The organism is Amycolatopsis sp. w19, assembly GCF_051373225.1.
In the GTDB taxonomy this organism is placed as follows: Bacteria; Actinomycetota; Actinomycetes; order Mycobacteriales; family Pseudonocardiaceae; genus Amycolatopsis; species Amycolatopsis japonica.
This window is the reverse complement of sequence record NZ_JBPQFM010000004.1, coordinates 133,868-156,288: the sequence shown is the minus strand read 5'-3', so window position 1 is coordinate 156,288 and position 22,421 is coordinate 133,868. Positions and strand designations below refer to the sequence as shown.

Sequence of the window (22,421 nt, the reverse complement as noted above, 5' to 3'; positions counted from 1 at the left end):
GAGCCGACCCTACTTCAGCCGCCGAAGAGCTGGACCACCTTGCGGAACAGTTCGTAGACGCCGTAGGCGAACGGGAGCGCGACCCACAGCCACGCGAAGACCATCAGCCCGGTGCGGCGGCGTTCGGGAGCCTGTTCGGTCATCGGGCCTCACTCCTCGCGGGCTCACCGGACGACGCCGGCTCGTGGTACCTCGGGTCGACCGGGCGCACCAGCTCGTTCGCGACGAAACCGACGACCAGCAGGCCGATCATGATGAACAGCGACGTCGAGTACAGATCCGGGCCCACCTTGCCCGCCGACTTCTGGCTGTCGGCGATGGCGTTGACGATCAGCGGCCCGAGCACGCCGGCCATCGACCAGGCGGTCAGCAGTCTGCCGTGGATCGCGCCCACCTGGTAGGTGCCGAAGAGGTCCTTCAGATACGCCGGCACCGTCGCGAAGCCGCCACCGTAGAAGGACAGGATCAGCATCGCGCACAGGACGAACACGAGCTTCGAGGCGTTGGTGGTCAGCGCGATCACCAGGTACAGCAGGGCACCGACGCCGAGGTAGAGCCGGTAGATGTTCTTGCGCCCCACCAGGTCCGAAGTGGACGACCAGACGAACCGGCCGAGCATGTTGGTCAGCGAGAGCAACGCGACGAACCCGGCCGCGGCGGCCGTGCCGACCGGCGTGGAGGTCTCGCGGAAGAAGTCCGCGATCATCGGCGAGGCCTTCTCCAGGATGCCGATCCCCGCGGTCACGTTGAAGCACAGGACCACCCACAGGAGCCAGAACTGCGGCGTCCTGATGGCGTTGCGCGCCGACACGTTCGCGGTGGTGATCATCGCGTTGCCGTGGTCGGTCTTCGGTTCCCAGCCCTTCGGCTTCCAGTCGTCGGCGGGTACCCGCACCAGCAGGATGCCGAGGGTCATGAAGACCGCGTAGACCAGGCCGTGCACGAGGAAGGCCGTCGCGACCGTCCCGATGGACCATGGCGCCGTGCCCAGCATCTGCGAAGACCACGGGGAGGCGATCAGCGCGCCGCCGCCGAAGCCCATGATCGCGATGCCGGTGGCCATGCCCGGCCGGTCCGGGAACCATTTGATCAGCGTCGACACCGGCGAGATGTAGCCGATCCCGAGCCCGATGCCGCCGATCCCGCCCCAGCCGAGGACGACGAGCCAGTACTGCGACGTCGCCACGCCGAGCGCGGAGAGCAGGAAGCCCGAGCTGAAGCAGACCATCGAGACGAACATCGCCCAGCGCGGCCCGTTGCGTTCGACCAGCGTCCCGCCGAAGGCCGCCGACAGCCCGAGCATCACGATGCCGAGCTGGAACGGGAGCGCGCTCTCCGTGCCGGTGAGGCCGAGGGTCTTCTCCAGCGGCGGTTTGAAGACGCTCCACGCGTACGCCTGCCCGATCGACAGGTGGACGGCCAGCGCGGCGGGTGGCACCAGCCAGCGGCTCCAGCCCGATGGTGCGACGATGCGGGAACGGTCCAGGAAGCCGACAGCCATCCGGCGCCTCCGTACTCTGAGGATGTGCACAGGGAATGTATTACTTAATTCCCGACGTTGCAGTATCCGAGTGTCGAATAATGCGGTCAGAAGGGTGGACAAGTGGGCAGGGTGACGGTGCGGCGTCCGGTGCGGAAGATCTCCGCGACCAAGGACGTGCGGCGGCCCGACGCGCTCGCGGCCGAAGAACCGCTGGAGATCCGCGTCGGCGGCAAGGCACTCGCGGTCACCATGCGGACACCCGGCAACGACGTCGAACTCGCGCACGGGTTCCTGTTGTCCGAAGGCGTGCTCGCCTCGCGCGAGGACGTCGCGGTCGCGCGGTACTGCGACGGCGTCGACGACCAGGGCCGCAACACCTACAACGTCCTGGACATCGCGCTGGCCGAAGGGGTCGCCCCGCCGGAGACCGGCGTCGAGCGGAACTTCTACACCACGTCCTCGTGCGGGGTCTGCGGCAAGGCCGCGCTCGATGCGGTGAAGCTGAAAAGCCGGTTTTCCCCGGAGAAGTCCGAATTCGCGGTGAGCACCGACGTGCTGGCGAAGCTCCCGGACACGCTCCGCTCCCACCAGAAGGTGTTCTCCAGCACCGGTGGCCTGCACGCGGCCGCGCTGTTCGACGGCGACGGGAACCTCGCCGTCGTCCGCGAGGACGTCGGCAGGCACAACGCCGTCGACAAGGTGCTGGGCTGGGCGCTGCAGGAGGGCCGGATCCCCGCGGCGGACACCGGGTTGCTGGTGTCCGGCCGCGCCTCGTTCGAACTGGTGCAGAAGGCCGCCATGGCCGGGATCGGGCTGCTGGCGGCCGTCTCCGCGCCGTCGTCGCTGGCCGCGGAACTGGCCGAGGAGAACGGCATGACCCTCATCGGTTTCCTGCGCGGCGACAGCATGAACCTCTACAGCGGCGAACAACGGGTGCTCGGCCTCGGCTGAGCGGCGAGGACGGCTGGAACCGTCCTCCTGTACCTACTGGCCCGAAGTCCGTGAAGGCGTGACTCGCGTGATCAGGCACGTGACTCGCGTGACTGGAAGCCGCACTCAGGTGTTCCGCCCTCCAGCACGCGAGATCCGCCTTCAATCACGTGAGTGCGGTGCCGCATCACGAGCGCGCCGTCCCGCTGATCACGAGTGTCGTCCTTCTGATCACGCGTGCCGTCCACGCGATCACGCGAAAGTACCGGTTCGGCGCCGCCGGTCACGGGACCCTTTACTCCATGCCCACCCAGTTGCCGTGGAAACCGTTCGGCACCCGGTCCGGCAGGTGCACGGCGCCCACGGTCTCCAGCGTCCCCGCGTCCAAAATGGTCAGATCGCTCTTCTGCGTCGCGGGATCGTAGACGAACCCCATCAGCACACCCTCGTCCTCGCCCGCGTCCACCGAGGACGGGACGAACACGAACTCCCCCACCTGCGCGCCGTCGCCGAATTCCCGAGACCGGACCGACCGGTTCCACAGATCGTGCTTCAGCAGGGAGCCCGACGACGCCGAACCATCCTTTGTGGACACCGAGTAGCCGAACCGGTGCGGCCGCCCGACCAGTCGCTCGTCGACGCGCGGGAACTCCTGGCCCTGGTCGTCGAGACGTTCCTCGACGACCTTGCCCGCGGCCAGGTCGACGGTCCAGCGGTCCAGGGTCGGCGGCCCCTCGGCCGGTCCGAGCAGCTCGGTGTCGAACATCTTCGGATGCCGGACGACGTCCAGCACGATGGTGTCGCCGTCGTCGTAGGCGTTCATCGGGTGGAACACGTAGCACGGCTCGACGTCGAACCAGCGGACGTCGCCGTTGCCGCCCTCGCGCGGCATGACCCCGATCCGCGCCGGATACTTCGGGTTCCAGCGGTACGGCAGGCCGGCGTTGCCCGAGATCCGCTGCCGCAGCTTCGCTCCGAAGGGATCCGGCACCTTCACCTTGCCCACCAGCGCGGACATCACGAGCCGCGCGGGGGTGCGCAGCGCCGTCGGGACGGACGCGGCGACCGCCTGCTCCGAATCGAAGGCGACGGGGAGGTCGTAGAAGACGACGTGCTTCTCGGTCAGGGAGAAGTCGTGCATCATCGGCGAGCCGGTGACCTCGACGTCGACCGTGCGCCGCGCGCGGCCCTGCGCGTCGATCACCGAGTACTGCACCTTGTTCCCCGAGCCGAAGAAGTACGAGACGGCGTGCAGCTCACCGGTCTCAGGGTCCCGCTTCGGGTGCGCGGTGTAGCCGCCGGGCAGGGTGCCGTCGAAATCGCAGGCACCCACGGTGTCGAGTTCGTCGGTCAGTTCGAAACTCGTGGCACCGCCCTCGATCAGGGCGAGGGTCTTGCCCGCGTGGCCGATCACGTTCGTGTTGGCCCCCATGCCGGCGGCCGCGCCGCCTTCCCAGCGTTCACCGAGCTCCCGCGCGAGCCGGGGATTGCGCACCCAGCGGTTGCGGTACCACTCGGCGCGGCCGTCCCGCAGCCGGACGCCGTGCACCATGCCGTCGCCCATGAACCAGTGGTAGGTCGCGGGGTCCACTTCGGACAGCGGGTTCGGCCCGTTCCGCAGGTAGCGCCCGTCCAGGTACTCCGGGATGTGCCCGGTGACGCTGAGTCCGGTGATCGTGTGCTCACGGTTGACCGGGGCGAAGTTGCCCTCGAGGAACTTGTTGCCCATCACAGACCCCTACCCTGGAATAACGATGTTATGTTCTCATTTATAACAGGGTTATGAGACACTGGCAAGCATGGCACCGAAACCCTCCGCCGCCGAGGTCAAGGGCAAGCTGATCGAGGCGGCGATCCGGCTGCTCGCGCACGGCGGACCGGAGGCGCTCCAGGCGCGCAAGCTGGCGGCCGAGATCGGCGCGTCCACCATGGCCGTGTACACCCATTTCGGTGGGATGGGCGCACTCGTGGACGAGGTCGCGCGCGAGGGATTCCGGCGCCTGTCGGCGAATCTGGGCCGGGTCGAGGAGACCGACGACCCGGCGGCCGACATCCTCACCCTGGCGCTGGCGTACCGGCGGACCGTCGTGGACGACCCGCACCTTTACGCAGTGACCTTCGGCCAAAGCCAGCCCAGCGGGCAGAAGGCGACCCTCGGCGACATGACCAACGAGGAGACCCGCCGGAACGCCAGCGAAGAGGGCATCGAGGCCTTCGGCTATCTGGTCCGCGCCGCGAAGCGGGTGATCGACGCCGGCCGGTTCCGCCCCGCCCCGGAGTTCGAGGTCGCCGCCCAGCTCTGGAGCGCCGTGCACGGCTACATCACGCTGGAGGTCGCCGGCCACTTCGGCGACGGCGAGAATGGTGTGGACCACATCCTGATTCCCCTGGCCACCGCCCTCGGCGTGGGCCTGGGCGACACTTACGAGGCCGCGACGCGGTCCGCCCGCCTCTCGATCGAGGCCTGGCGCGCGAAAGAGGGAAACATCGGCACCTGATCCGGCGATACCCCGGTCACAGGTCGGTGAATCGTGCAACCTTCGAGCGGAAACGCGCGTCTGACCTGGTGGAAGCCCACGGCCGGAAAGAAACGGCGGGGAAATGGGAAGCGGGATCGGGGATCGGTGAACGAGGACGACCAGGGGCACACGACGCTGCCGGGGGTGGACGGCGCCCGCCGGTGGCTGAGCCGTCGTTCCGTGCTGATCGCGGGTGCCTCCGGCCTCGGCGTCGCCGGTCTCGCCGCCGGAACGGCCACCGGAGCCCTGCCGTTCAGCGAAGCGCTCCAGCGGGCGCTCGGTGTCGCGTCGCCGACCCCGGCCACCCAGCTGGGCAGCCCGCGTGTCGAACGCGTCTACTCCGAAGCCCGCGGCCGCGAGGTCGATCTCGTGCTCATGCTGCCGACCAAGGCACCGCCCAAGGGCCTGCCGATGTCGCTGATGCTGCACGGCCTCCACGGCACCGCGCGGCACGCGGCCCCGACAGGACTGCTGAAACAGCTCGGCAGCGAGGTCGCCCGCAAGGCGGTGCCCCCGTTCGGGTTCGTCGCCGTCGACGGTGGGGACCACTACTGGCACGAGAACAAGCCGGGTGACAACCCGATGGCGATGCTGCTCGAAGAGGTCCCCCGCTGGCTCGCCGCGCGTGGCCTCGGCGGCCGTGACGGGCTGCCGTTCGCCGCCACCGGGCTTTCGATGGGCGGCTTCGGCGCGCTGCTGTACACCCGGCGCCGCCTGGAACGCCGTCGCCCGCCCGCCGCGGTCGCGGCCCTCGCGCCCGCGCTGATCACGTCGTGGGCCGAGATGAGCAAACGGCGTGCGTTCCGCGACGCCGCCGACTGGGGCTCGCTGGACCCGCTGCGCCACGTCGACGTCACCAAGAGCGTGCCGACCGGGATCTGGTGCGGAACCGAAGACCCGTTCATCGGCGGGGTGCGGAAGTTCATCTCCGAGGCGCGGCCCATGGTCGCGCACACCTCGCGCGGCAAGCACGGCGACGCCTTCAACCGCACGGTCGTGCCGAGCCTGATCGCGTTCCTCGGCAAGCACGTCCCGAAGAACGCCTGAGCCGCTCAGACGCGGAAGTAGATCCTGGTCACGGTCGACCCCGGTCTCAGGTACTGCCGGACCAGGTCGGCGACCTGGTTCACCAGCACCAGGCCACGTCCGCCGATCTGTCCCGGCGAGGCGGGACGGCGGCCGGCCAGCGGATCGCTCAGCGTGCCTTCGTCGATGACCTCGCAGAGCACGTAGTCCTCTTCACGCCAGACGCGGACGACACCGTGGCCCGAACCGTGCAGCACGCTGTTGGCGGACAGCTCGGCCACGGCGAGCACGAGATCTTCCACCCGCTCCAACGCGAGCCCGTACTCCTCGGCCCGGTCCTGCGCGAAACTCCGCACCGCGCCGAGCCGGGCGAGGTCGAAGCGGAACGCGTCGGCGGCCCGCGGTTCGGGCAGCGGCAGGTTGTACTTCTCGACGACCGCGTCGGGGGCGTATCCCGCGCTCGGGCGATCTCCCCCGGCGCCGGACAGCGTCGGATGGGTCCGCTCGGCGTCGGCGAGGACGTCGTCTTCGAGTCGGTTGCGGTCGTACGGGCAAAGGATGCTCAGCTCGCGGTCCCCGAAGGCGAAGTTGATCAGGGCCTCGTGCTGCGCGCACGCCGGGTACTCGAGGGCGGACCGGCCCGCCCAGATCGGCTCGCCGATGATCCGCACCGGACCCGGGCGGTTGTCCGCGAACGCGAGCAGCACGCCGGGGAGGATACGGCCGGGATTGCGGCCCGCCTCGGTCATGTCGATGAACTCGATCTCGGCCGCGGAATCGCCCAAGGCCGCTTCGATCAGCGACAGATTCCGGCCTGGGACGGCCACGGCGACGGGCTCGCCGAGCTTCAGGCCCTCCAGGATGTACGGAACCGTACCGTTCACGTACTCGGCGTCACCGGAGTAGAGCAGGCCCACGTGGGAGAAGAGACCCGCGGTGACTGTCACGGACTCGTCATACCCCGTCGAGGGGATTCTGAAACCCTGCTAACGGAGGGAAATCCGGAAATGGGTGCCGGGCCGATCAGCCGAGCCAGCGTCCCGCCATCGAGATCAACCAGAATCCGGCGAGCGTCGCACCGGTGAACAGCCCGGTCCACGCGACGAGCGATCGGGTGGCCTCCGCGCTTTTCGCCGCTTTGAGCCGGACGAGCGCGTACGCCGAAACGGCGAAGAACGGCAGCGGGATCAGCGGCAGCGGCGACAAGCGGACGACCCCGGCCACCAGGCAGGTCGCCACCAGCACGCCCAGCGCGATCGTCAGCGCGCGCGGGATCCACGGATGCCCGCGGTAGGCCCCGACGACGATGCGTTCGGTGAGTTCGACGAGTCCCCTGACCTCGCGTGGACTCGCGGCTGCCAGCTCGGGAGCCTCGTTCTCGTCCTTCGTGGGAGTCAGCGGCACCTTCGCATCCTATCCCGGTCCGGTCACCGGCCGGACCGGGCCGGAGAAAGCGATGCCCCGGCCCGGTTGGATCCGGCCGGGGCATCGGTGACGAACAGCTTTCGTCAGGCGGACTTCTCGCCGCGCTCGCTGTTGCGACGGCGTGACGGCTGACGCGCCACGATCGTCGGGTTCACGTTCTCGCGGACGGTCTGCTCGGTGATGACGACCTTCGCGACGTCGTCGCGGCTGGGGATGTCGTACATGACCGGCTGCAGGACCTCTTCCATGATCGCGCGCAGGCCACGGGCGCCGGTGCCGCGGAGCACGGCCTGGTCGGCGATGGCCTCGAGCGCGGTCTTGGTGAACTCCAGCTCGACGTTGTCCATCTCGAAGAGCTTCTTGTACTGCTTCACCAGCGCGTTGCGCGGCGTGGTCAGGATGCTGACCAGCGAGTCCTTGTCGAGGTGGGTCACCGTCGCCACGACCGGGAGACGCCCGATGAACTCCGGGATCAGCCCGAACTTGATCAGGTCCTCCGGCATGGTGTCGGAGAAGATGTCGCTCTCGTCGATCTCGGCCTTGGTGCGGATCTCCGCGCCGAACCCGAGGCCGCGCTTGCCGACCCGCTCGTTGATGATCTTCTCCAGCCCGGCGAACGCGCCGGCCACGATGAACAGCACGTTCGTCGTGTCGATCTGGATGAACTCCTGGTGCGGGTGCTTGCGGCCGCCCTGCGGCGGCACCGAGGCGGTGGTGCCCTCGAGGATCTTCAGCAGCGCCTGCTGCACGCCCTCGCCGGAAACGTCGCGGGTGATCGACGGGTTCTCCGACTTGCGGGCGATCTTGTCGACCTCGTCGATGTAGATGATGCCCGTCTCGGCGCGCTTGACGTCGTAATCCGCCGCCTGGATCAGCTTGAGCAGGATGTTCTCGACGTCCTCGCCCACGTACCCGGCTTCGGTGAGCGCCGTGGCGTCCGCGATCGCGAACGGGACGTTCAGCATCTTCGCCAGGGTCTGGGCCAGATAGGTCTTGCCGCAGCCCGTCGGCCCCAGCATCAGGATGTTGGACTTCGCCAGCTCGACGGTCTCGTCCTTGGAATCCTTCGGCCCGGCCTTGTCGTCGGACTGCACACGCTTGTAGTGGTTGTACACCGCCACGGCCAGCGAACGCTTCGCGTCGTCCTGGCCGATGATGTACTGCTCGAGGAACTCGTGGATCTCGGCGGGTTTGGGCAGCTCGTCGAGCTTGACCTCACCGGCCTCGGCCAGTTCCTCTTCGATGATCTCGTTGCAGAGATCGATGCACTCATCGCAGATGTAGACCCCGGGGCCGGCAATGAGCTTCTTCACCTGCTTTTGGCTCTTGCCGCAGAAAGAACATTTCAGCAGGTCGCCGCCGTCACCGATCCGTGCCATGGCCGTTGACCTCGTCCCCTCCGGCGCGATACGCGCCTGACTGTCTTACCGCCCCGGTCACGGATGACCTCTCGGAGCCTCACACACTGCCACTGACGGTACCCGTCCGATGCCGCCGACGGGAGAACCAACGTCACATCTGAGCACGCCAGAAGCTGACCATAGACCAGGGGTCCGGTGCGTGTCGTCTCCCGACACGCACCGGTCCCCTCACGCGATCAGCTGCTCGAAGCCTTGCGGTACTCGAGCACCTCGTCGACGATCCCGTACGCCTTGGCCTCGTCGGCCGTCAGGATCTTGTCGCGCTCGATGTCCTTCTTGACCTCGTCGGCGTCCTTGTTCGTGTGCTTCGCCAGGATGACCTCCATCTGGCGCCGCACCCGCTGGATCTCGTTGGCCTGGATCTCCAGATCCGACACCTGGCCGTACGTGCCCTCGGTGGCGGGCTGGTGGATCAGCACGCGCGAGTTCGGCAGCGTGAACCGCTTGCCGGGGGTACCGGCGGCCAGCAGCACCGCGGCGGCCGAGGCGGCCTGGCCGATGCACATGGTGACGATGTCCGGACGGACGTACTGCATCGTGTCGTAGATCGCCATCAGCGCGGTGAACGAGCCACCGGGCGAGTTGATCAGGATCATGATGTCGCGGTCCGGGTCCTCGTGCTCGAGGTGCAGCAGCTGGACCATCACGTCGTTGGCCGACGCGTCGTCGATCTGCACGCCGAGCATGATCTGACGCTCTTCGTACAGCTTGTTGTACGGGTTCGATTCCTTGATGCCGTAGCTCGTGCGCTCGACGTACGAGGGCAGGACGTACCGCGACTGCGGCAGCTGGAGCCGCGACTGCATCCCGGGCGCCTGCGACCCGATCGGAAGCTGGAAGTTGCTCATTGAATTCTCCTGTGTGCCGGGCGCGGATCAGCTGTTGGGAAGCGGGTTCTCACGAGTGAGGACCTGGTCCACGAAGCCGTAGTCCTTCGCCTCCTGCGCGGTGAACCAGCGGTCGCGGTCACCGTCCTTGACGATCTGCTCGACCGTCTGGCCGGTCTGCTCGGCGGTGATCCGGGCCAGCTCCTGCTTCCACTTGCCGAACACCTCGGCCTGGATGGCGATGTCGGAGGCCGTGCCGCCGACACCCGCCGAGGGCTGGTGCATGAGGATGCGCGCGTGCTGCAGCGCGTACCGCTTGCCGGGCGTGCCGGAGGAGAGCAGGAACTGCCCCATCGACGCGGCCAGGCCCATCGCGTAGGTCGCGACGTCCGGGCGGATCAGCTGCATGGTGTCGTAGATCGCGAAACCCGCGGTGACCGAGCCACCGGGCGAGTTGATGTAGAAGCGGATGTCCGACTCGGAGTCGTCTGCGTCGAGCAGCAACAACTGGGCGGTGATCCGGTTCGCGACCTCGTCGTTGACCTCGGAGCCGAGGACGACGATGCGCTCCTGGAGCAACCGCTCGAAGACCGAGTCGGTGAGGTTGAGCCCTGCGGTACCGGTCCGCGCCTGGGGCGTGTGCTGCGTCACGTCATGCCTGCCTTTTCGCCGACGGCGGCGGGTGGAACGTTCGCCGCCGCGTATGTCCAGATGCTTGAGGATCTTGCAACCGACCCTAACGAACTTGGGCGGTGCAGAATGCCTGACACCGCCCAAGTTCGCTTACAGCTTTACGGTCCGTTTCGACCGGACCGGATATTCCCTACTCGGCCGCAGTCTTCGCGGTCTCCTCGGTGACCTGCGTCTCCTCGACTGCGGGGCCGAAGAGCTCTTCGAGGTCGACCGTGGCGCCGGAGGCGTCGGTCACGGTGGTCTTGCGGACCACCGAGGCCAGCGCCTTGCCGCGGCGCACGTCGGCGTAGATCGCGGTCAGCTGACCGGACTGCTGCGCCCGCTGGACGTACTCGTCCGGGCTGACGCCGAAGCGCTGCGCCTGGTAGATGATCCGCTCGGTGAGCTCGCCGTCGTTGACCGACGTCTGCTCGGCGTCGGCGATGCTGTCCAGCAGCAGCTGCGTGCGGACCGCCTTCTCCGACTCCTCGCGGACCTCGGTGTCGAACTCTTCGATCGTGCGGCCTTCGGCCTCCAGCGCCTTCGCGAACTGCGCCTCGTCGTGGTCGAAGGGGTGGATCGCGTCGTGCTTGCGGTTCTCGATCTCGGCCTCGAGGACCTTCTCCGGGATCGCGACCTCGGTGCGCTCGAGGAGCTCCTCGAGGACCTTGTCGCGGGCCTGGACGCCCTGCTGCATCTTCTTGACGCGGCCGAGGCGCTCGCGAAGGTCGCCCTTCAGCTCGTCGATCGTGTCGAACTCGCTCGCCATCTGGGCGAACTCGTCGTCCGCCTCGGGCAGCTCGCGCTGCTTGATGGTCTGCACGGTGACGGTGACGTCGGCGTCCTTGCCGGTGTGCTCGCCGGCGACCAGCTTCGTGGTGAAGGTCTTGGTCTCGCCGGCGTTCGCGCCGATGATCGCCTCGTCGATACCGTCGACGAGCTGGCCGGAGCCGATCTCGTAGGACAGGCCGGTGGTCGAGGCCTCCTCGACCTCCTGGCCGTCGACGGTGGCCGCGAGGTCGATCGAGACGAAGTCGCCGTTCTCGGCCGGGCGGTCGACACCGGTCAGGGTGCCGAAGCGGGCGCGCAGCTCGTCGAGCTGCTCGTCGACCTCGGCGTCGGTCAGTTCGACGTCGTCGACGCTGACCGCGAAGCCCTCGAGGTCGGGCAGCGAGATCTCCGGGCGGATGTCGACTTCGGCGGTGAACTCGAGGACCTCGCGGTCCTCCAGCTTGGTCACCTCGAACTCGGGCTGGCCCAGCGTGCGGACCTCGCCCGCGCGCACGGCTTCCATGTACTTGGCCGGAATGACCTCGTTGACGACCTCGTCGAGCACCGGGGCTCGCCCGATCCGGCTTTCCAGCACGCGAGCCGGCGCCTTGCCCGGACGGAAGCCGGGGATGCGCACCTGCTGGGCGATCTTGCGGTAGGCGCGGTCGAAGTTCGGCTTGAGCTCGTCGAACGGCACCTCGACATTGATCTTGACTCGCGTCGGGCTGAGCTGCTCGACGGTGCTCTTCAACGTATTCTCCTCGAGCGGTAAACGATGTGTTTGAGCATCCGCATGTCGTCGACGGCGGATGTGCCCTGGTCACCTTGCAGACCGGGCCGTCCGAGTCTAGGCCGTGTCCCTTCCCGGCCCGGTCCCGGGGCCATCAGCCCGCCCTCGCCCGCCGGTCACAGGTTTCGAACCACGTCGGGCCATCAGGCCCCCGACCACCCGATCGGACCAGTTTTCGGTTCTTCTCTGTTACGAACCGACCCTTTCCTGGACACGGATGCGTGCCACGCTTCACCATCGGACGCCGTGACGAGGCGTTTCGGCGATCGGATGAAGTTTACAAACCAGTACTAATTGTCTACGGTATGCGAGCTTGTCCCGGTAGCCATCGACCGAGGGGAACGATCGATGACCGTCGCCGTAACCCGGTCCGAGGACACGGGGGAATCACCCGAGAGAAGACCGAGACGCGGTGTGCCCAATCCGCGGCTGCCGCTGCCGCTGGTCTCGGTGCCGACCGTGCTGCTGTTCACCGGCGGTGCCATGGTCTGGACGGGCGCCACCTGGCTGGTCGTCAACGAGGCCGCGCCGCTCTGGGTGACCATCCCCCTGCACGCGCTCGTCACCTTCACCATGTTCACCGTGCTGCACGAGTCGACGCATCACGCGGCCGGGCGGCTCACCTGGGTCAACGAACTGCTCGGCAGGCTCGCGATGCCGTTCGTGGCGGCCTACGGCTCCTTCCCCCTGGTGCGCTACATCCATCTGGAGCACCACCGCAACACCAACGAGGACGCCCACACCGACCCCGACGCCTGGACCGCGCACGGCCCCTGGTGGCAGTTGCCGCTGCGCTGGCTGACCATCGACTTCTGGTACGCCCGCTTCTACGTGGCCCGGCAGCGCACGCGGCCGCCGTCGGAGCGGATCGAGACCGCGGCAGTCGTCGCGCTGAGCTTCGCCGCGTTCGCCTGGCTGACCGTGAGCGGCCACGGCTGGGAACTGCTGATGGTCTACCTGATCCCGCAACGCGTCGGGCTGGCCGTACTGGCCTGGTGGTTCGACTGGCTGCCGCATCACGACCTCGGCGCGCAGCGGCAGAACCGGTTCGGCGCCACCCGCGTCCGCGTCGGGCTCGAATGGCTGATGACGCCGATCATGCTGTGCCAGAACTACCACCTGGTGCACCATCTCCACCCGGCGATCCCGTTCTACCGGTACCTGCGCACGTGGCGGGACAACCGCGACGCCTACCTCGCCAGGGACGTCCCGATCGCGACCCCGTGGGGCCGCGAGCTGACGGCGTCGGAGTACCGCGAATGGCGGCGGCTCACCGGCTCGTTCGACGAGGAACCGCCCGCGCCGCAGCCGCTGCGGCCGAGCCGGTTCCACTCGCTGCGGGTCGCCGAGGTCCGGCCGCTGTGCGAAGGTGCCGTCACCGTGACGTTCGAGGTGCCGGAGCGACTGCGCGAGACCTTCCTGTTCACCCCCGGCCAGCACCTCGTCATCCGCGCGGAGGTCGACGGGGAAGAGGTGCGGCGCGCCTACTCGATCTGCTCGACACCGGACTCCGGTGAGCTGCGGATCGCGATCAAGCACCAGCTCGGCGGCGCGTTCTCGACGTTCGCCACCACGGAACTCGCGGCGGGCGACGTCCTGGACGTCCTGCCGCCGGACGGCGAGTTCACGCTGACCCCGGAGCGCGGTCGCGCCGGTCGTTACGTCGCGCTCGCCGCGGGCAGCGGGATCACGCCGATCCTGTCGATCCTGACCGCGACCCTGCGGAACGAGCCGAACAGCAAGGCGACCTTGCTGTACATCAACACCTCCGGCGCCAGCACGATGTTCGCCGACGAGCTCGGCGCGCTCGCCACCCGGCTGGGCGGACGGCTGCACGTCGTGCACTACCGCACCGACGAACGCGACCCGGACCTGCGCACGCAACGGGTCGAGAAGCCGTTCGACATCGTCGGCGAGGCGCTGGCCATCTCGCACGAGCGCTACCAGCGCGGCCGTCTCGACGGCACCCGCCTCCGCGCGCTGCTGCAGGCGCGGCTGCACCCGGCGAAGGTGGACGACTGGTTCCTGTGCGGCCCGCGCGACCTCGTCGACATGGCCCGCCGGACACTCGCCGACCGGGACGTCCCGGAGGAGGACGTCCACTTCGAACTGTTCCAGGGCGCGCTTCCGGTCCGTCCCTCACGGCGCCCCGGCCCGACGCTGACGGTCACCGCGGGCGGGAAGACCGTCGAAATCCCCGCGACCGTGGGCGAAACCGTGCTCAGCGCCGCGCTCCGGCACGGCGTCGACGCGCCGTACGCGTGCGTCGGCGGGGCGTGCGGCACGTGCCGGGCGACCGTGGTGCGGGGCAGCGCGCGGATGGACGTCCACTACGCGCTCGGGGACGACGAGGTCGCCGCGGGCCGGATCCTGACCTGCCGGGCGGTGGCGACCTCGCCCGAACTCAACGTCGACTACGACCGCTGACCCCGGCCCCGGCCACAACGGTCGATGGGGTCGTGAGTGGCGACTCGTGTTCTGGTGAACCTGTATTTGCTCACCCACTCGGCTCGCCCCCGTCCTGCTGCCGTGGCGGAGCCGATGTCGGCGAGTGGGGAGGATCGGGGACGTCCAGTGTCCGGAATCTTCCCCGCTCGGCATGACCTTGATCAACGGAGGATTCGGGACACTCAACGTCCCCGATCTTCCGTTGATCAAGCTCCTCGACCCGAGCAACCCCCCTCGACGATGCAGGAATTAGGACACTCGGACGCGACCCGGTCCTGCCGCGAGGCGTCCGGCTGGACACGCGTGTCGTCCATCGCATCACGCGTGTCGTCCGTCTGATCACCCGTGTCGTCCGATAACGCGAGTGCGGCATCGCGGCACACAGCGGGCTCACAGGTGGGACACAACGCGCGCATACGACGGCGGCGCACGCTCGGGTCATGGCATCCGGACCGACCGCCGGCCCGCGCCGGTGGACCCGGCCCGGGCGGCTTTCCCTGCGCGCCAAGCTGACCGGCTCGATGGTGCTGCTGCTCACGTTCGTCTGCCTGGTGATCGGCGTCGCCAGCGAGATCGCGCTGCGGTCGTTCCTCACCCGCCAGATCGACGACCAGCTCTCGGCCGCGTCGTCCCGCGCCCACGACTTCGCGAACCGGCCGCCGGAGGACGGGCTAGGTCCCAATCCGCTCAACGCGCCGGGCCAGGCCTCCGGGACGCTCAGCGTGCGGGTCTCCGGTGACCGCGTACTCTACGCGGGAGTCCTTACCGTGCAAGGACTTCCGCAGGGATTGTCGGCCGAGCAGGAGGCCGGGCTGTTCTCGATCCCGGCGGATCGTCCGCCGATGACGCTGACGATCGGCGGGCTGGGCGACTATCGCGTGCAGGCCGCCTCGATCCCCGGTGGCGTGGTCGTCACCGGGCTCCCGCTCGGGCCGATGCAGGACACGCTGGCCACCGTCGGATGGATCCTGTTCGGGGTCGCGGCGGCGGGCGTCACCGGCGCCGGGTTCCTCGGCGCGTTCGCCGTCCGGCGCACGTTGCGCCCGCTCGACCGGGTCGCGGCGACCGCGGGCCGGGTGTCGGCGATGCGGCTCGACCGCGGGCAGGTCGCGCTTTCCGTGCGGGTGCCCGAGATCGACACCGATCCGCGGACCGAGGTCGGCCAGGTCGGTTCGGCGCTGAACCTCATGCTCGGGCATATCGCGCGGGCGCTGGCAGCCCGGCAGGCCAGCGAGACCCGGGTCCGCCGGTTCGTCGCCGACGCGAGCCACGAACTCCGCACGCCGCTCGCGGCGATCCGCGGGTACGCCGAACTCGCCGGCCGCGGCAGCGCGCTGGCGCCGCCGGAGGTCGCGCGTTCGATGTCGCGGATCCAGTCCGAGGCGGCCCGGATGACGACACTGGTCGAGGATCTCCTCCTGCTCGCGAGACTCGACGCCGGTCGCCCGCTCGAAGCGGGCGAGGTCGACCTCACCCGGCTGGCCGCGGACGCCGCCGGCGACGCGCACGTCGCGGGCCCGGACCATCGCTGGGAACTCCGGCTCCCGCCGGTTCCCGTCCTCGTCCGCGGCGACGTCCAGCGCCTGCACCAGGTGCTGGCGAATCTGCTGTCCAACGCGCGCACGCACACCCCGCCGGGCACCACGGTGATCACCGCGCTGACCCGCTCGCACGGCGGGGCCGCGGTGCTCACCGTCACCGACGACGGCCCCGGGATCGCCCCGGAACTCCTGCCGAGCGTGTTCGAACGCTTCGCCCGCGGTGATTCCTCCCGCTCACGTGCCGCGGGCAGTACCGGGCTCGGGATGGCGATCGCGTCGGCGATCGTCGTGGCCCATCACGGCACGATCGAGGTGCACAGCCGTCCGGGCCGCACCGAATTCGCCGTCCACCTTCCGGTGATCGGATCCTCACAGCGGGTGCACAGCTTCGGCACAACCACCCCCCAGGTCGGCCCCCGACGCTGAGGCCATGACCCTCCTCGCCTCCCGCGACGAAGCCGATCGAACCGCTCCCCCCGCCCGAGGCACGCCGGCCGATCCGCGCTGGGTCCGGCCGTCGCTGGCCGCGCTTCTGCTCGCGACCGCCGTCCTGTACCTGTGGAACCTCGGGGAATCCGGCTGGGCCAACGCCTTCTACTCGGCGGCCGCGCAGGCGGGATCGCTGAGCTGGAAGGCGTTGTTCTTCGGTTCCAGCGACGCCGCGAACGCGATCACGGTCGACAAGACACCGGCCGCGTTGTGGGTGGTGAGCCTTTCCGCGCGCCTGTTCGGGGTCAACGCCTGGAGTGTCCTGGTGCCGCAGGCGTTGATGGGCGTCGGCTCGGTCGCGGTGCTGTACGCCGCAGTGCGCCGGACGTCCGGCCCTGCCGCGGGGCTGCTGGCGGGCACCGTCCTCGCGCTCACCCCGGCCGCCGCGCTGATGTTCCGCTTCAACAACCCCGACGCGTTGCTCGTCCTGCTCCTGACCGCGGGCGCGTACTGCGTCGTCCGCGCCCTGGAGAAAGCGAGCCCGCGCTGGCTGGCGCTGGCCGGGGTCGCCGTCGGTTTCGGCTTCCTCGCGAAGATGCTCCAGGCGTTCCTGGTGCTGCCCGCGTTCGGGATCGCCTATCTGATCGCCGCGCCGACGTCGCTGGGCAAACGCCTGCTGCACCTGTTCGGCGCTTTGGCCGCGACCCTGGTCTCGGCCGGCTGGTATCTCGCCGTCGTCGCGTTGTGGCCCGCCGCCGACCGGCCCTACATCGGCGGCTCGCAGGAGAACAGCCTGTGGGAGCTGGCTTTCGGCTACAACGGACTCGGCCGGATCACCGGCGACGAGGTCGGCAGTGTCGGCGGCAGTCCCAACGGCGGCTGGGGCGGCACGGGCTGGGACCGGTTGTTCGGCAACGAAATGGCGGGCGGGATCGGCTGGCTCCTGCCCGCCGCCGCCGTCGCGCTGGCCGCCGGGCTGTGGTTCACGCGCCGTGCCCCGCGCACCGACGGCGGCCGGGCGGCGCTGATCGTCTGGGGCGGCTGGTTCGTGGTGACCGCCGTCGTGTTCAGCTACATGGGCGGCATCGTCCACGCGTACTACACGATCGCGCTCGCCCCGGCGGTGGCCGCACTCGTCGGGATCGCGGGCACACAATTGTGGCGCGCACGGGGGAATCCGGCCGCCGCGGGCACGTTGAGCGCGGGGATCGGGCTGACCGCGCTGACGGCGTATCTCCTGCTGGCACGGCAATCCGACTGGCTTCCCGGGCTCGCGATCGCGGTCCTCGTGGCCGGACTCCTGTGCGCCTTCCTGGTGTTCTTCGCCTCGCGTTTGCCTGACGTGGCAAGGCGTCTGGTCGCCCTCGGCGCACTGGTCACGGTTCTCGCAGGCACCGGCGTGTACACGGTCGCGACCGCGGCCACCCCGCATTCCGGCGCGCTCCCCTCCGCCGGGCCGGAGACGGGCCGGGGCATGCGGATGGGCGGCGGACTGCTCGGGACGAGCCTGCCCGGCGACGAACTGGCCGCGCTGATCCGGCGGGACAGCGCGAACTACACCTGGGCGGCGGCGACCGTCGGCTCCAACAACGCCGCGGGCTATCAGCTCGGCAGCGGTGCGCCGGTGATGGCCGTCGGCGGGTTCAACGGCACGGATCCGGCCCCCACACTCGAACAGTTCCAGGAATATGTCCGAAAAGGACGGATACACTACTTCCTCGGCGAAGGCATGATGATGCGCGGGGAGACCGGCAGCGACGCCGCCGAGCGGATCGCCGCCTGGGTCGCGGACACCTACGAACCGACCACTGTGGACGGTGTCACCGTCTACGACCTGAGCCGGTGAATCCCGTGACAGGACACAGCGACAGCACAGCTCGGGCACAAGGCGACCTCAGCGCGATGGCCGAGATTGACGTCATGACAACCGCGACCCTCTCCGGCGCCGAAACCGGCCGCCGCCCCGCCATCGCCCCGGACGGCTCCCCCGTGCTCGACGTCGTCATCCCGGTTTACAACGAGGAGAACGACCTCGAACCGTGCATCCGAAGGCTTCACGCGCACCTCGTGGAGCAGTTCCCATACCCGTTCCGGATCACCGTCGCCGACAACGCCAGCACCGACGGCACTCTGCACGTCGCGGAGCGGCTGAGCCGCGAGTTCGACTCCGTCGAAGTCCGGCACCTCGAGGAAAAAGGCCGCGGCCGCGCGTTGCGTGCCGTTTGGTCCACTTCGGACGCTCCGGTGCTCGCGTACATGGACGTCGACCTCTCGACCGATCTGGCCGCGCTCGGGCCGCTCATCGCGCCACTGCTGTCCGGCCACTCCGACCTCGCCATCGGCAGCAGGCTCGCCCGTGGCGCGCGGGTGGTGCGCGGGCCGAAGCGGGAGTTCATTTCCCGTTGCTACAACCTGATCCTGCGCGGCACGCTGGCGGCGAGGTTCAGCGACGCGCAATGCGGTTTCAAGGCGATCCGTGCCGACGTCGCCGAACGGCTGCTCCCCCACATCCAGGACACCGGCTGGTTCTTCGACACCGAACTGCTCGTGCTGGCGCAGAAGGCCGGGCTGCGGATCCACGAAGTCCCGGTCGACTGGGTCGACGACCCGGACTCGTCGGTGAACATCATCGCCACCGCCACCGCCGACCTCAAAGGCATCGCACGGCTGACCAAGGCCACGATGACCGGCCGGATCCCGATCAGCGGCCTGCGCGAGCAACTCGGCCGCGCGCCGATCCAGGTACAGGCGCCGGGAGTGGCGCCGAGCCTGGTGCGGCAGCTGGTGCGGTTCGCCGCCGTCGGTGTCGCCAGCACCGTCGCCTACCTCGTGCTTTTCCTGTTGTTGCGGACGTTCACCGGCGCGCAGGCGGCGAACCTCGTCGCGCTGCTGGTGACGGCGATCGGCAACACCGCGCTCAACCGGCGCCTGACCTTCGGCATCCGCGGCAAGCAAGGCGCCGGGCTGCACCAGTTCCAGGGACTCATCGTGTTCGGGCTCGGGCTCGCGCTCACCAGTGGCGCGCTGGCGCTGCTGCACACGATGACCGCGCCGGGGCTGACGCTGGAGATCACCGCGCTCGTGCTCGCGAACCTCGCGGCCACCGTCCTGCGTTTCCTGCTGCTGCGGGGCTGGGTGTTCCGCCGCCGCCCCGCCACCGAGATGGAGAGCTGATCGATGACCACCGCACTCGCTTCCCGGGCCGAACCCGGCCACGCCGGGGAAACCGCCACGAAACCACCCGGCCGCTGGGTCCGGCCCGCCGTGTTCGGGCTGCTCGCCGCCACCGCGCTGCTGTACTTCTGGAACCTGACCGCCTCCGGCTACGGCAACTCGTTCTACGCGGCGGCCGTGCAGTCGGGCACCCAGGACTGGAAGGCGTGGCTGTTCGGCTCACTCGACGCGGGGAACGTCCTGACGGTCGACAAACCCCCGGCCGCACTCTGGGTGACGACGGCGTTCGCCCGGATCTTCGGTTTCTCCAGTTTCACCGTGCTGGCCCCGCAAGCGCTGATGGGCGTGGCATCGGTCGGTCTTCTGTACCTGACGGTCAAGCGGACTTCCGGACCGATCGCCGGCCTGTTCGCCGGGGCGGCGCTCGCCGTCACGCCGGTCGCCGCGCTCATGTTCAAGTTCAACAACCCGGACGCGTTGCTGACGCTGCTCCTGATCGCAGGCGGGTACTGCACGATCCGCGCGATCGAAAAGGCGAGCCCCCGCTGGCTGGCGCTGGCCGGGGTCGCCATCGGATTCGGCTTCCTGACCAAGATGATGCAGGCGTTCCTGGTGCTGCCCGCGTTCGGGCTCGCGTACCTGATCGCGGCGCCTACGTCGCTCGGCAAACGCCTGCCGCACCTGTTGGGCGCGGTGGCCGCGGTGGTCGTTTCGGCGGGCTGGTTCATCGCGCTGGTCGATCTGTGGCCGACCGATTCGCGGCCGTACATCGGCGGCTCGGACGGGGACAGCCTGCTCGAACTGGCCTTGGGCTACAACGGTCTCGGCCGGATCTTCGGCATGGGCGGCGGCGTGATGGTCGGCGGCCCCGGCGGTTCCGTCGGCTCCGGTGGCGGGAACGTCGGCTTCGGCGGCGAGAGCGGCCTGACCCGGATGTTCGGCGCCAGCTTCGGCGGCGAGGTGTCGTGGCTCCTGCCCGCCGCGCTGATCGGGCTGGTCGCGGGGCTGTGGTTCACCCGGCGGGCGGCCGGGACCGACCGGACGAGGGCCGCGTTGATCGTGTGGGGCGGCTGGATGCTCGTCACCTCGCTGGTGTTCAGCTTCATGAGCGGGATCGTGCACCCGTACTACGCCGTCGCGCTGGCGCCGTCGATCGCCGCGGTGGTGGCGATCTCCGGGACCTCGCTGTGGCGCGGCCGGGCGCATTTCGCGCCCCGGATGTTCCTGTCGCTGATGATCGCGGCCAGCGCCGTGTGGGCGTACATCCTCTTGGACCGTGACGCGGACTGGCTGCCCGCCTTGCGCTGGATCATCGTCTGCCTCGGCCTGGTGACCGCGACCGTCGTGCTCGTGGGTGTCCCGCCGCTGCGCAAACTCGTCGCCGTCGTCGCGACGGTCTCCGTGCTGACGATCGGCCTCGGGACCACCGCATACGGCATCGAGACCGCTTCGCAGTCGCACTCCGGCTCGATCCCGATCTCCGGCCCGTCCACCGGGGGCGAGCGCGGAATGGGCATGGGCATGGAGGAGGGCTCCTCGGCGGAGATCGGGGCCGTGCTCGCGGCGACCACGACGAAATGGGCGGCCGCGACGTCGAGTTCCCAGTCGGCGGCGAACCTGGAACTCGCGAGCGGCAAGTCGGTGATCGGCATCGGCGGTTGGAGCGGCGGGGATCCCGCACCGACCCTGGCCGAATTCCAGCAGTACGTGGCGAACGGCGACATCACCTATTACGTCGAAGGCGGCCGCGGCGGCGGACCGGGCGGCGGTTCGAACGAGATCTCCGAATGGGTCGCCGAGAACTTCACCGCCACCACGGTCGGCGAACAGACGGTGTACAACCTGCTCTCCTGAAATTGCGTCGACAAACCTTGGGGCGCACGGGAATCCTGGACGGCGTGAATCGGCCGTACCGCTGGGATCTCGTGCGCCCCGACCAGCTCGGGACGCTACTGGAGCGCGCCGAAGAACCGTCGTTGTGGTTCCTGGACGAATTGATCGAATGCGCCGCGAAGGTGATCGCCCGGGCGGGAGACGCGGACCTCTACTTCGTCGGCCGCTCCGCTGACAGCGTGCACGATCTGCTGAGCGGAACCCCCTGGCGGGACCGGATCCACCAGTTGCCGCTCTCGTTCGCGGGGACCCGGTCCGGCCTGGCGGAGTCCGATGTGGACACTCTTCGCGGCTATCTCGCCTCGGCGGGCCTGAGCCCGCACGACCTGGCGCGCGGACGGCCGAAGGTGTTCGTCGACCTCGTCTACACAGGACAGACGTTCACCGACCTGTACGGGCTGCTGCGGCAGTGGATCGACGACGAGCGCGAGGCGTGGAGCATCATCCGCGGGCGTCTCCGGTTCCTCGGGATCACCATCAGCGAGGACACCACGCCGTCGGCGTTCCGCTGGCAGCGGCATTTCGGCTGGCCCGCCGACCTGCCCGCGAACGGCGTCCGGAACATCTCGCTCGACGAGCCGGTCTGGCTCTACTTCGGGAACACCCAGCCCAAGCTGACGGCGTCGTTCCCGCGGCCGCGCTGGTCGGATGAGAACGGCCGCGCGCCGGAGCATTCGGAGAAGCGGCTGCGGGGGCTGGCCGAGGCGGTCGCGATCGTCGAGGCGGGGCGCTCGAAGGCGGGGCGGGACCTGCTCGTGCGGCATCTGCGGAAGGAACCGGCGATGGCGGAGAGCTGGCTGCGGACACTGATCACCCGTCTGCGCTGACCGCGGCCTCGCGACTCGCGTGATCAAGCACCGATCTCGCGTGATTGAAGGCGGAACTCACGTGACTGGAGGCGTAACTCGCGAGTTCCGCCTCCAATCACGCGAGTTACGGGTGTGATCACGCGAGTCGCGTCTCTGATCACGCGGTTGCGCTGACCGACAGCTGCCTTTCACCGAACCCTCAGGTCACCCACAGGATTCAGGCGGATCCTGGAAGCAGGGATCACCCAGGGGTGAGGAGTAGA

The 22,421-nt window shown here is 69.1% G+C and carries 18 protein-coding genes; 9 read left to right on the top strand and 9 right to left on the bottom strand.

Translation table 11 applies throughout. The annotated features are described in order from the left end of the window. Window positions 1-14: 14 nt before the first annotated feature. Window positions 15-143, bottom strand: a complete 129-nt coding sequence (locus tag ACSMFO_RS11425; RefSeq protein ID WP_255355414.1) for an MFS transporter small subunit — start codon at window positions 141-143, stop codon at window positions 15-17. Continuing rightward, window positions 140-1,501 (bottom strand): L-lactate MFS transporter, encoded by a 1,362-nt coding sequence (locus ACSMFO_RS11420; RefSeq protein ID WP_436458504.1) that lies wholly within the window; start codon window positions 1,499-1,501, stop codon window positions 140-142. The genes ACSMFO_RS11425 and ACSMFO_RS11420 overlap by 4 nt, the downstream gene beginning before the upstream one ends. A gap of 102 nt (window positions 1,502-1,603) precedes the next feature. Here ACSMFO_RS11420 and fdhD point away from each other — a divergent pair, with 102 nt between their 5' ends. Beyond that, window positions 1,604-2,434, top strand: a complete 831-nt coding sequence (gene fdhD / locus ACSMFO_RS11415) for a formate dehydrogenase accessory sulfurtransferase FdhD (RefSeq protein WP_436458503.1) — start codon at window positions 1,604-1,606, stop codon at window positions 2,432-2,434. Between the two features lie 274 nt (window positions 2,435-2,708). Here fdhD and ACSMFO_RS11410 read toward each other — a convergent pair whose 3' ends face one another. Then, window positions 2,709-4,142 carry a carotenoid oxygenase family protein gene (locus ACSMFO_RS11410; RefSeq protein ID WP_436458502.1) on the bottom strand — a complete coding sequence of 478 codons (1,434 nt, stop codon included), beginning with the start codon at window positions 4,140-4,142 and terminating at the stop codon, window positions 2,709-2,711. A 70-nt stretch (window positions 4,143-4,212) separates the two neighbouring features. Here ACSMFO_RS11410 and ACSMFO_RS11405 point away from each other — a divergent pair, with 70 nt between their 5' ends. Further along, window positions 4,213-4,911, top strand: coding sequence for a TetR/AcrR family transcriptional regulator (locus tag ACSMFO_RS11405; protein WP_038517264.1), 699 nt, complete (start codon window positions 4,213-4,215; stop codon window positions 4,909-4,911). 126 nt (window positions 4,912-5,037) lie between these two features. Further along, complete coding sequence (locus ACSMFO_RS11400) at window positions 5,038-5,979, top strand: alpha/beta hydrolase-fold protein (RefSeq protein ID WP_436458500.1); 942 nt, start codon at window positions 5,038-5,040, stop codon at window positions 5,977-5,979. 5 nt (window positions 5,980-5,984) lie between these two features. Here ACSMFO_RS11400 and ACSMFO_RS11395 read toward each other — a convergent pair whose 3' ends face one another. The 6 genes from ACSMFO_RS11395 to tig all read right to left on the bottom strand — a co-directional run bounded on the left by ACSMFO_RS11395 (window position 5,985) and on the right by tig (window position 11,825). After that, window positions 5,985-6,905, bottom strand: a complete 921-nt coding sequence (locus ACSMFO_RS11395) for an anti-sigma factor RsbA family regulatory protein (protein ID WP_436458498.1) — start codon at window positions 6,903-6,905, stop codon at window positions 5,985-5,987. A 76-nt stretch (window positions 6,906-6,981) separates the two neighbouring features. Beyond that, a complete protein-coding gene (locus ACSMFO_RS11390) occupies window positions 6,982-7,362 on the bottom strand; it encodes a hypothetical protein (protein WP_360122430.1) in 381 nt (126 codons plus the stop codon). Between the two features lie 104 nt (window positions 7,363-7,466). After that, window positions 7,467-8,762, bottom strand: a complete 1,296-nt coding sequence (gene clpX / locus ACSMFO_RS11385; RefSeq protein ID WP_005158397.1) for an ATP-dependent Clp protease ATP-binding subunit ClpX — start codon at window positions 8,760-8,762, stop codon at window positions 7,467-7,469. Window positions 8,763-8,980: 218 nt separating this feature from the next. Continuing rightward, window positions 8,981-9,652, bottom strand: coding sequence for an ATP-dependent Clp protease proteolytic subunit (locus tag ACSMFO_RS11380; protein WP_016332354.1), 672 nt, complete (start codon window positions 9,650-9,652; stop codon window positions 8,981-8,983). Window positions 9,653-9,679: 27 nt separating this feature from the next. Next, window positions 9,680-10,282: a ClpP family protease gene (locus tag ACSMFO_RS11375; protein WP_016332353.1), complete on the bottom strand. Its 603-nt coding sequence runs from the start codon at window positions 10,280-10,282 to the stop codon at window positions 9,680-9,682. Window positions 10,283-10,454: 172 nt separating this feature from the next. Continuing rightward, complete coding sequence (tig, locus tag ACSMFO_RS11370) at window positions 10,455-11,825, bottom strand: trigger factor (protein ID WP_436458495.1); 1,371 nt, start codon at window positions 11,823-11,825, stop codon at window positions 10,455-10,457. Window positions 11,826-12,278: 453 nt separating this feature from the next. Between tig and ACSMFO_RS11365 the strand changes: the two genes are divergently transcribed. The 6 genes from ACSMFO_RS11365 (at window position 12,279) to ACSMFO_RS11340 (ending at window position 22,176) form a co-directional block, all read left to right on the top strand. After that, window positions 12,279-14,291 carry a fatty acid desaturase gene (locus ACSMFO_RS11365; protein WP_436458493.1) on the top strand — a complete coding sequence of 671 codons (2,013 nt, stop codon included), beginning with the start codon at window positions 12,279-12,281 and terminating at the stop codon, window positions 14,289-14,291. A 461-nt stretch (window positions 14,292-14,752) separates the two neighbouring features. Then, a complete protein-coding gene (locus tag ACSMFO_RS11360) occupies window positions 14,753-16,279 on the top strand; it encodes a sensor histidine kinase (protein WP_436458491.1) in 1,527 nt (508 codons plus the stop codon). Between the two features lie 4 nt (window positions 16,280-16,283). Next, the gene (locus ACSMFO_RS11355) at window positions 16,284-18,128 is read left to right on the top strand and encodes an ArnT family glycosyltransferase (protein ID WP_436458489.1); all 1,845 of its coding nucleotides are present in this window, start codon (window positions 16,284-16,286) and stop codon (window positions 18,126-18,128) included. A 74-nt stretch (window positions 18,129-18,202) separates the two neighbouring features. Beyond that, window positions 18,203-19,456 (top strand): glycosyltransferase, encoded by a 1,254-nt coding sequence (locus ACSMFO_RS11350; protein ID WP_436458488.1) that lies wholly within the window; start codon window positions 18,203-18,205, stop codon window positions 19,454-19,456. 3 nt (window positions 19,457-19,459) lie between these two features. Beyond that, window positions 19,460-21,310: a glycosyltransferase family 39 protein gene (locus tag ACSMFO_RS11345; protein WP_436458486.1), complete on the top strand. Its 1,851-nt coding sequence runs from the start codon at window positions 19,460-19,462 to the stop codon at window positions 21,308-21,310. Between the two features lie 44 nt (window positions 21,311-21,354). Further along, the gene (locus ACSMFO_RS11340; RefSeq protein WP_436458485.1) at window positions 21,355-22,176 is read left to right on the top strand and encodes a hypothetical protein; all 822 of its coding nucleotides are present in this window, start codon (window positions 21,355-21,357) and stop codon (window positions 22,174-22,176) included. Window positions 22,177-22,421: the final 245 nt, after the last annotated feature.

What these genes read in the sequence shown, in the direction of transcription:
- ACSMFO_RS11425 (WP_255355414.1), bottom strand. Translation starts at nt 143, where the DNA reads ATGACCGAACAGGCTCCCGAACGCCGCCGCACCGGGCTGATGGTCTTC.
- ACSMFO_RS11420 (WP_436458504.1), bottom strand. Translation starts at nt 1,501, where the DNA reads ATGGCTGTCGGCTTCCTGGACCGTTCCCGCATCGTCGCACCATCGGGC.
- ACSMFO_RS11410 (WP_436458502.1), bottom strand. Translation starts at nt 4,142, where the DNA reads ATGGGCAACAAGTTCCTCGAGGGCAACTTCGCCCCGGTCAACCGTGAG.
- ACSMFO_RS11405 (WP_038517264.1), top strand. Translation starts at nt 4,213, where the DNA reads ATGGCACCGAAACCCTCCGCCGCCGAGGTCAAGGGCAAGCTGATCGAG.
- clpX (WP_005158397.1), bottom strand. Translation starts at nt 8,762, where the DNA reads ATGGCACGGATCGGTGACGGCGGCGACCTGCTGAAATGTTCTTTCTGC.
- ACSMFO_RS11380 (WP_016332354.1), bottom strand. Translation starts at nt 9,652, where the DNA reads ATGAGCAACTTCCAGCTTCCGATCGGGTCGCAGGCGCCCGGGATGCAG.
- ACSMFO_RS11360 (WP_436458491.1), top strand. Translation starts at nt 14,753, where the DNA reads ATGGCATCCGGACCGACCGCCGGCCCGCGCCGGTGGACCCGGCCCGGG.
- ACSMFO_RS11355 (WP_436458489.1), top strand. Translation starts at nt 16,284, where the DNA reads ATGACCCTCCTCGCCTCCCGCGACGAAGCCGATCGAACCGCTCCCCCC.
- ACSMFO_RS11350 (WP_436458488.1), top strand. Translation starts at nt 18,203, where the DNA reads ATGACAACCGCGACCCTCTCCGGCGCCGAAACCGGCCGCCGCCCCGCC.
- ACSMFO_RS11345 (WP_436458486.1), top strand. Translation starts at nt 19,460, where the DNA reads ATGACCACCGCACTCGCTTCCCGGGCCGAACCCGGCCACGCCGGGGAA.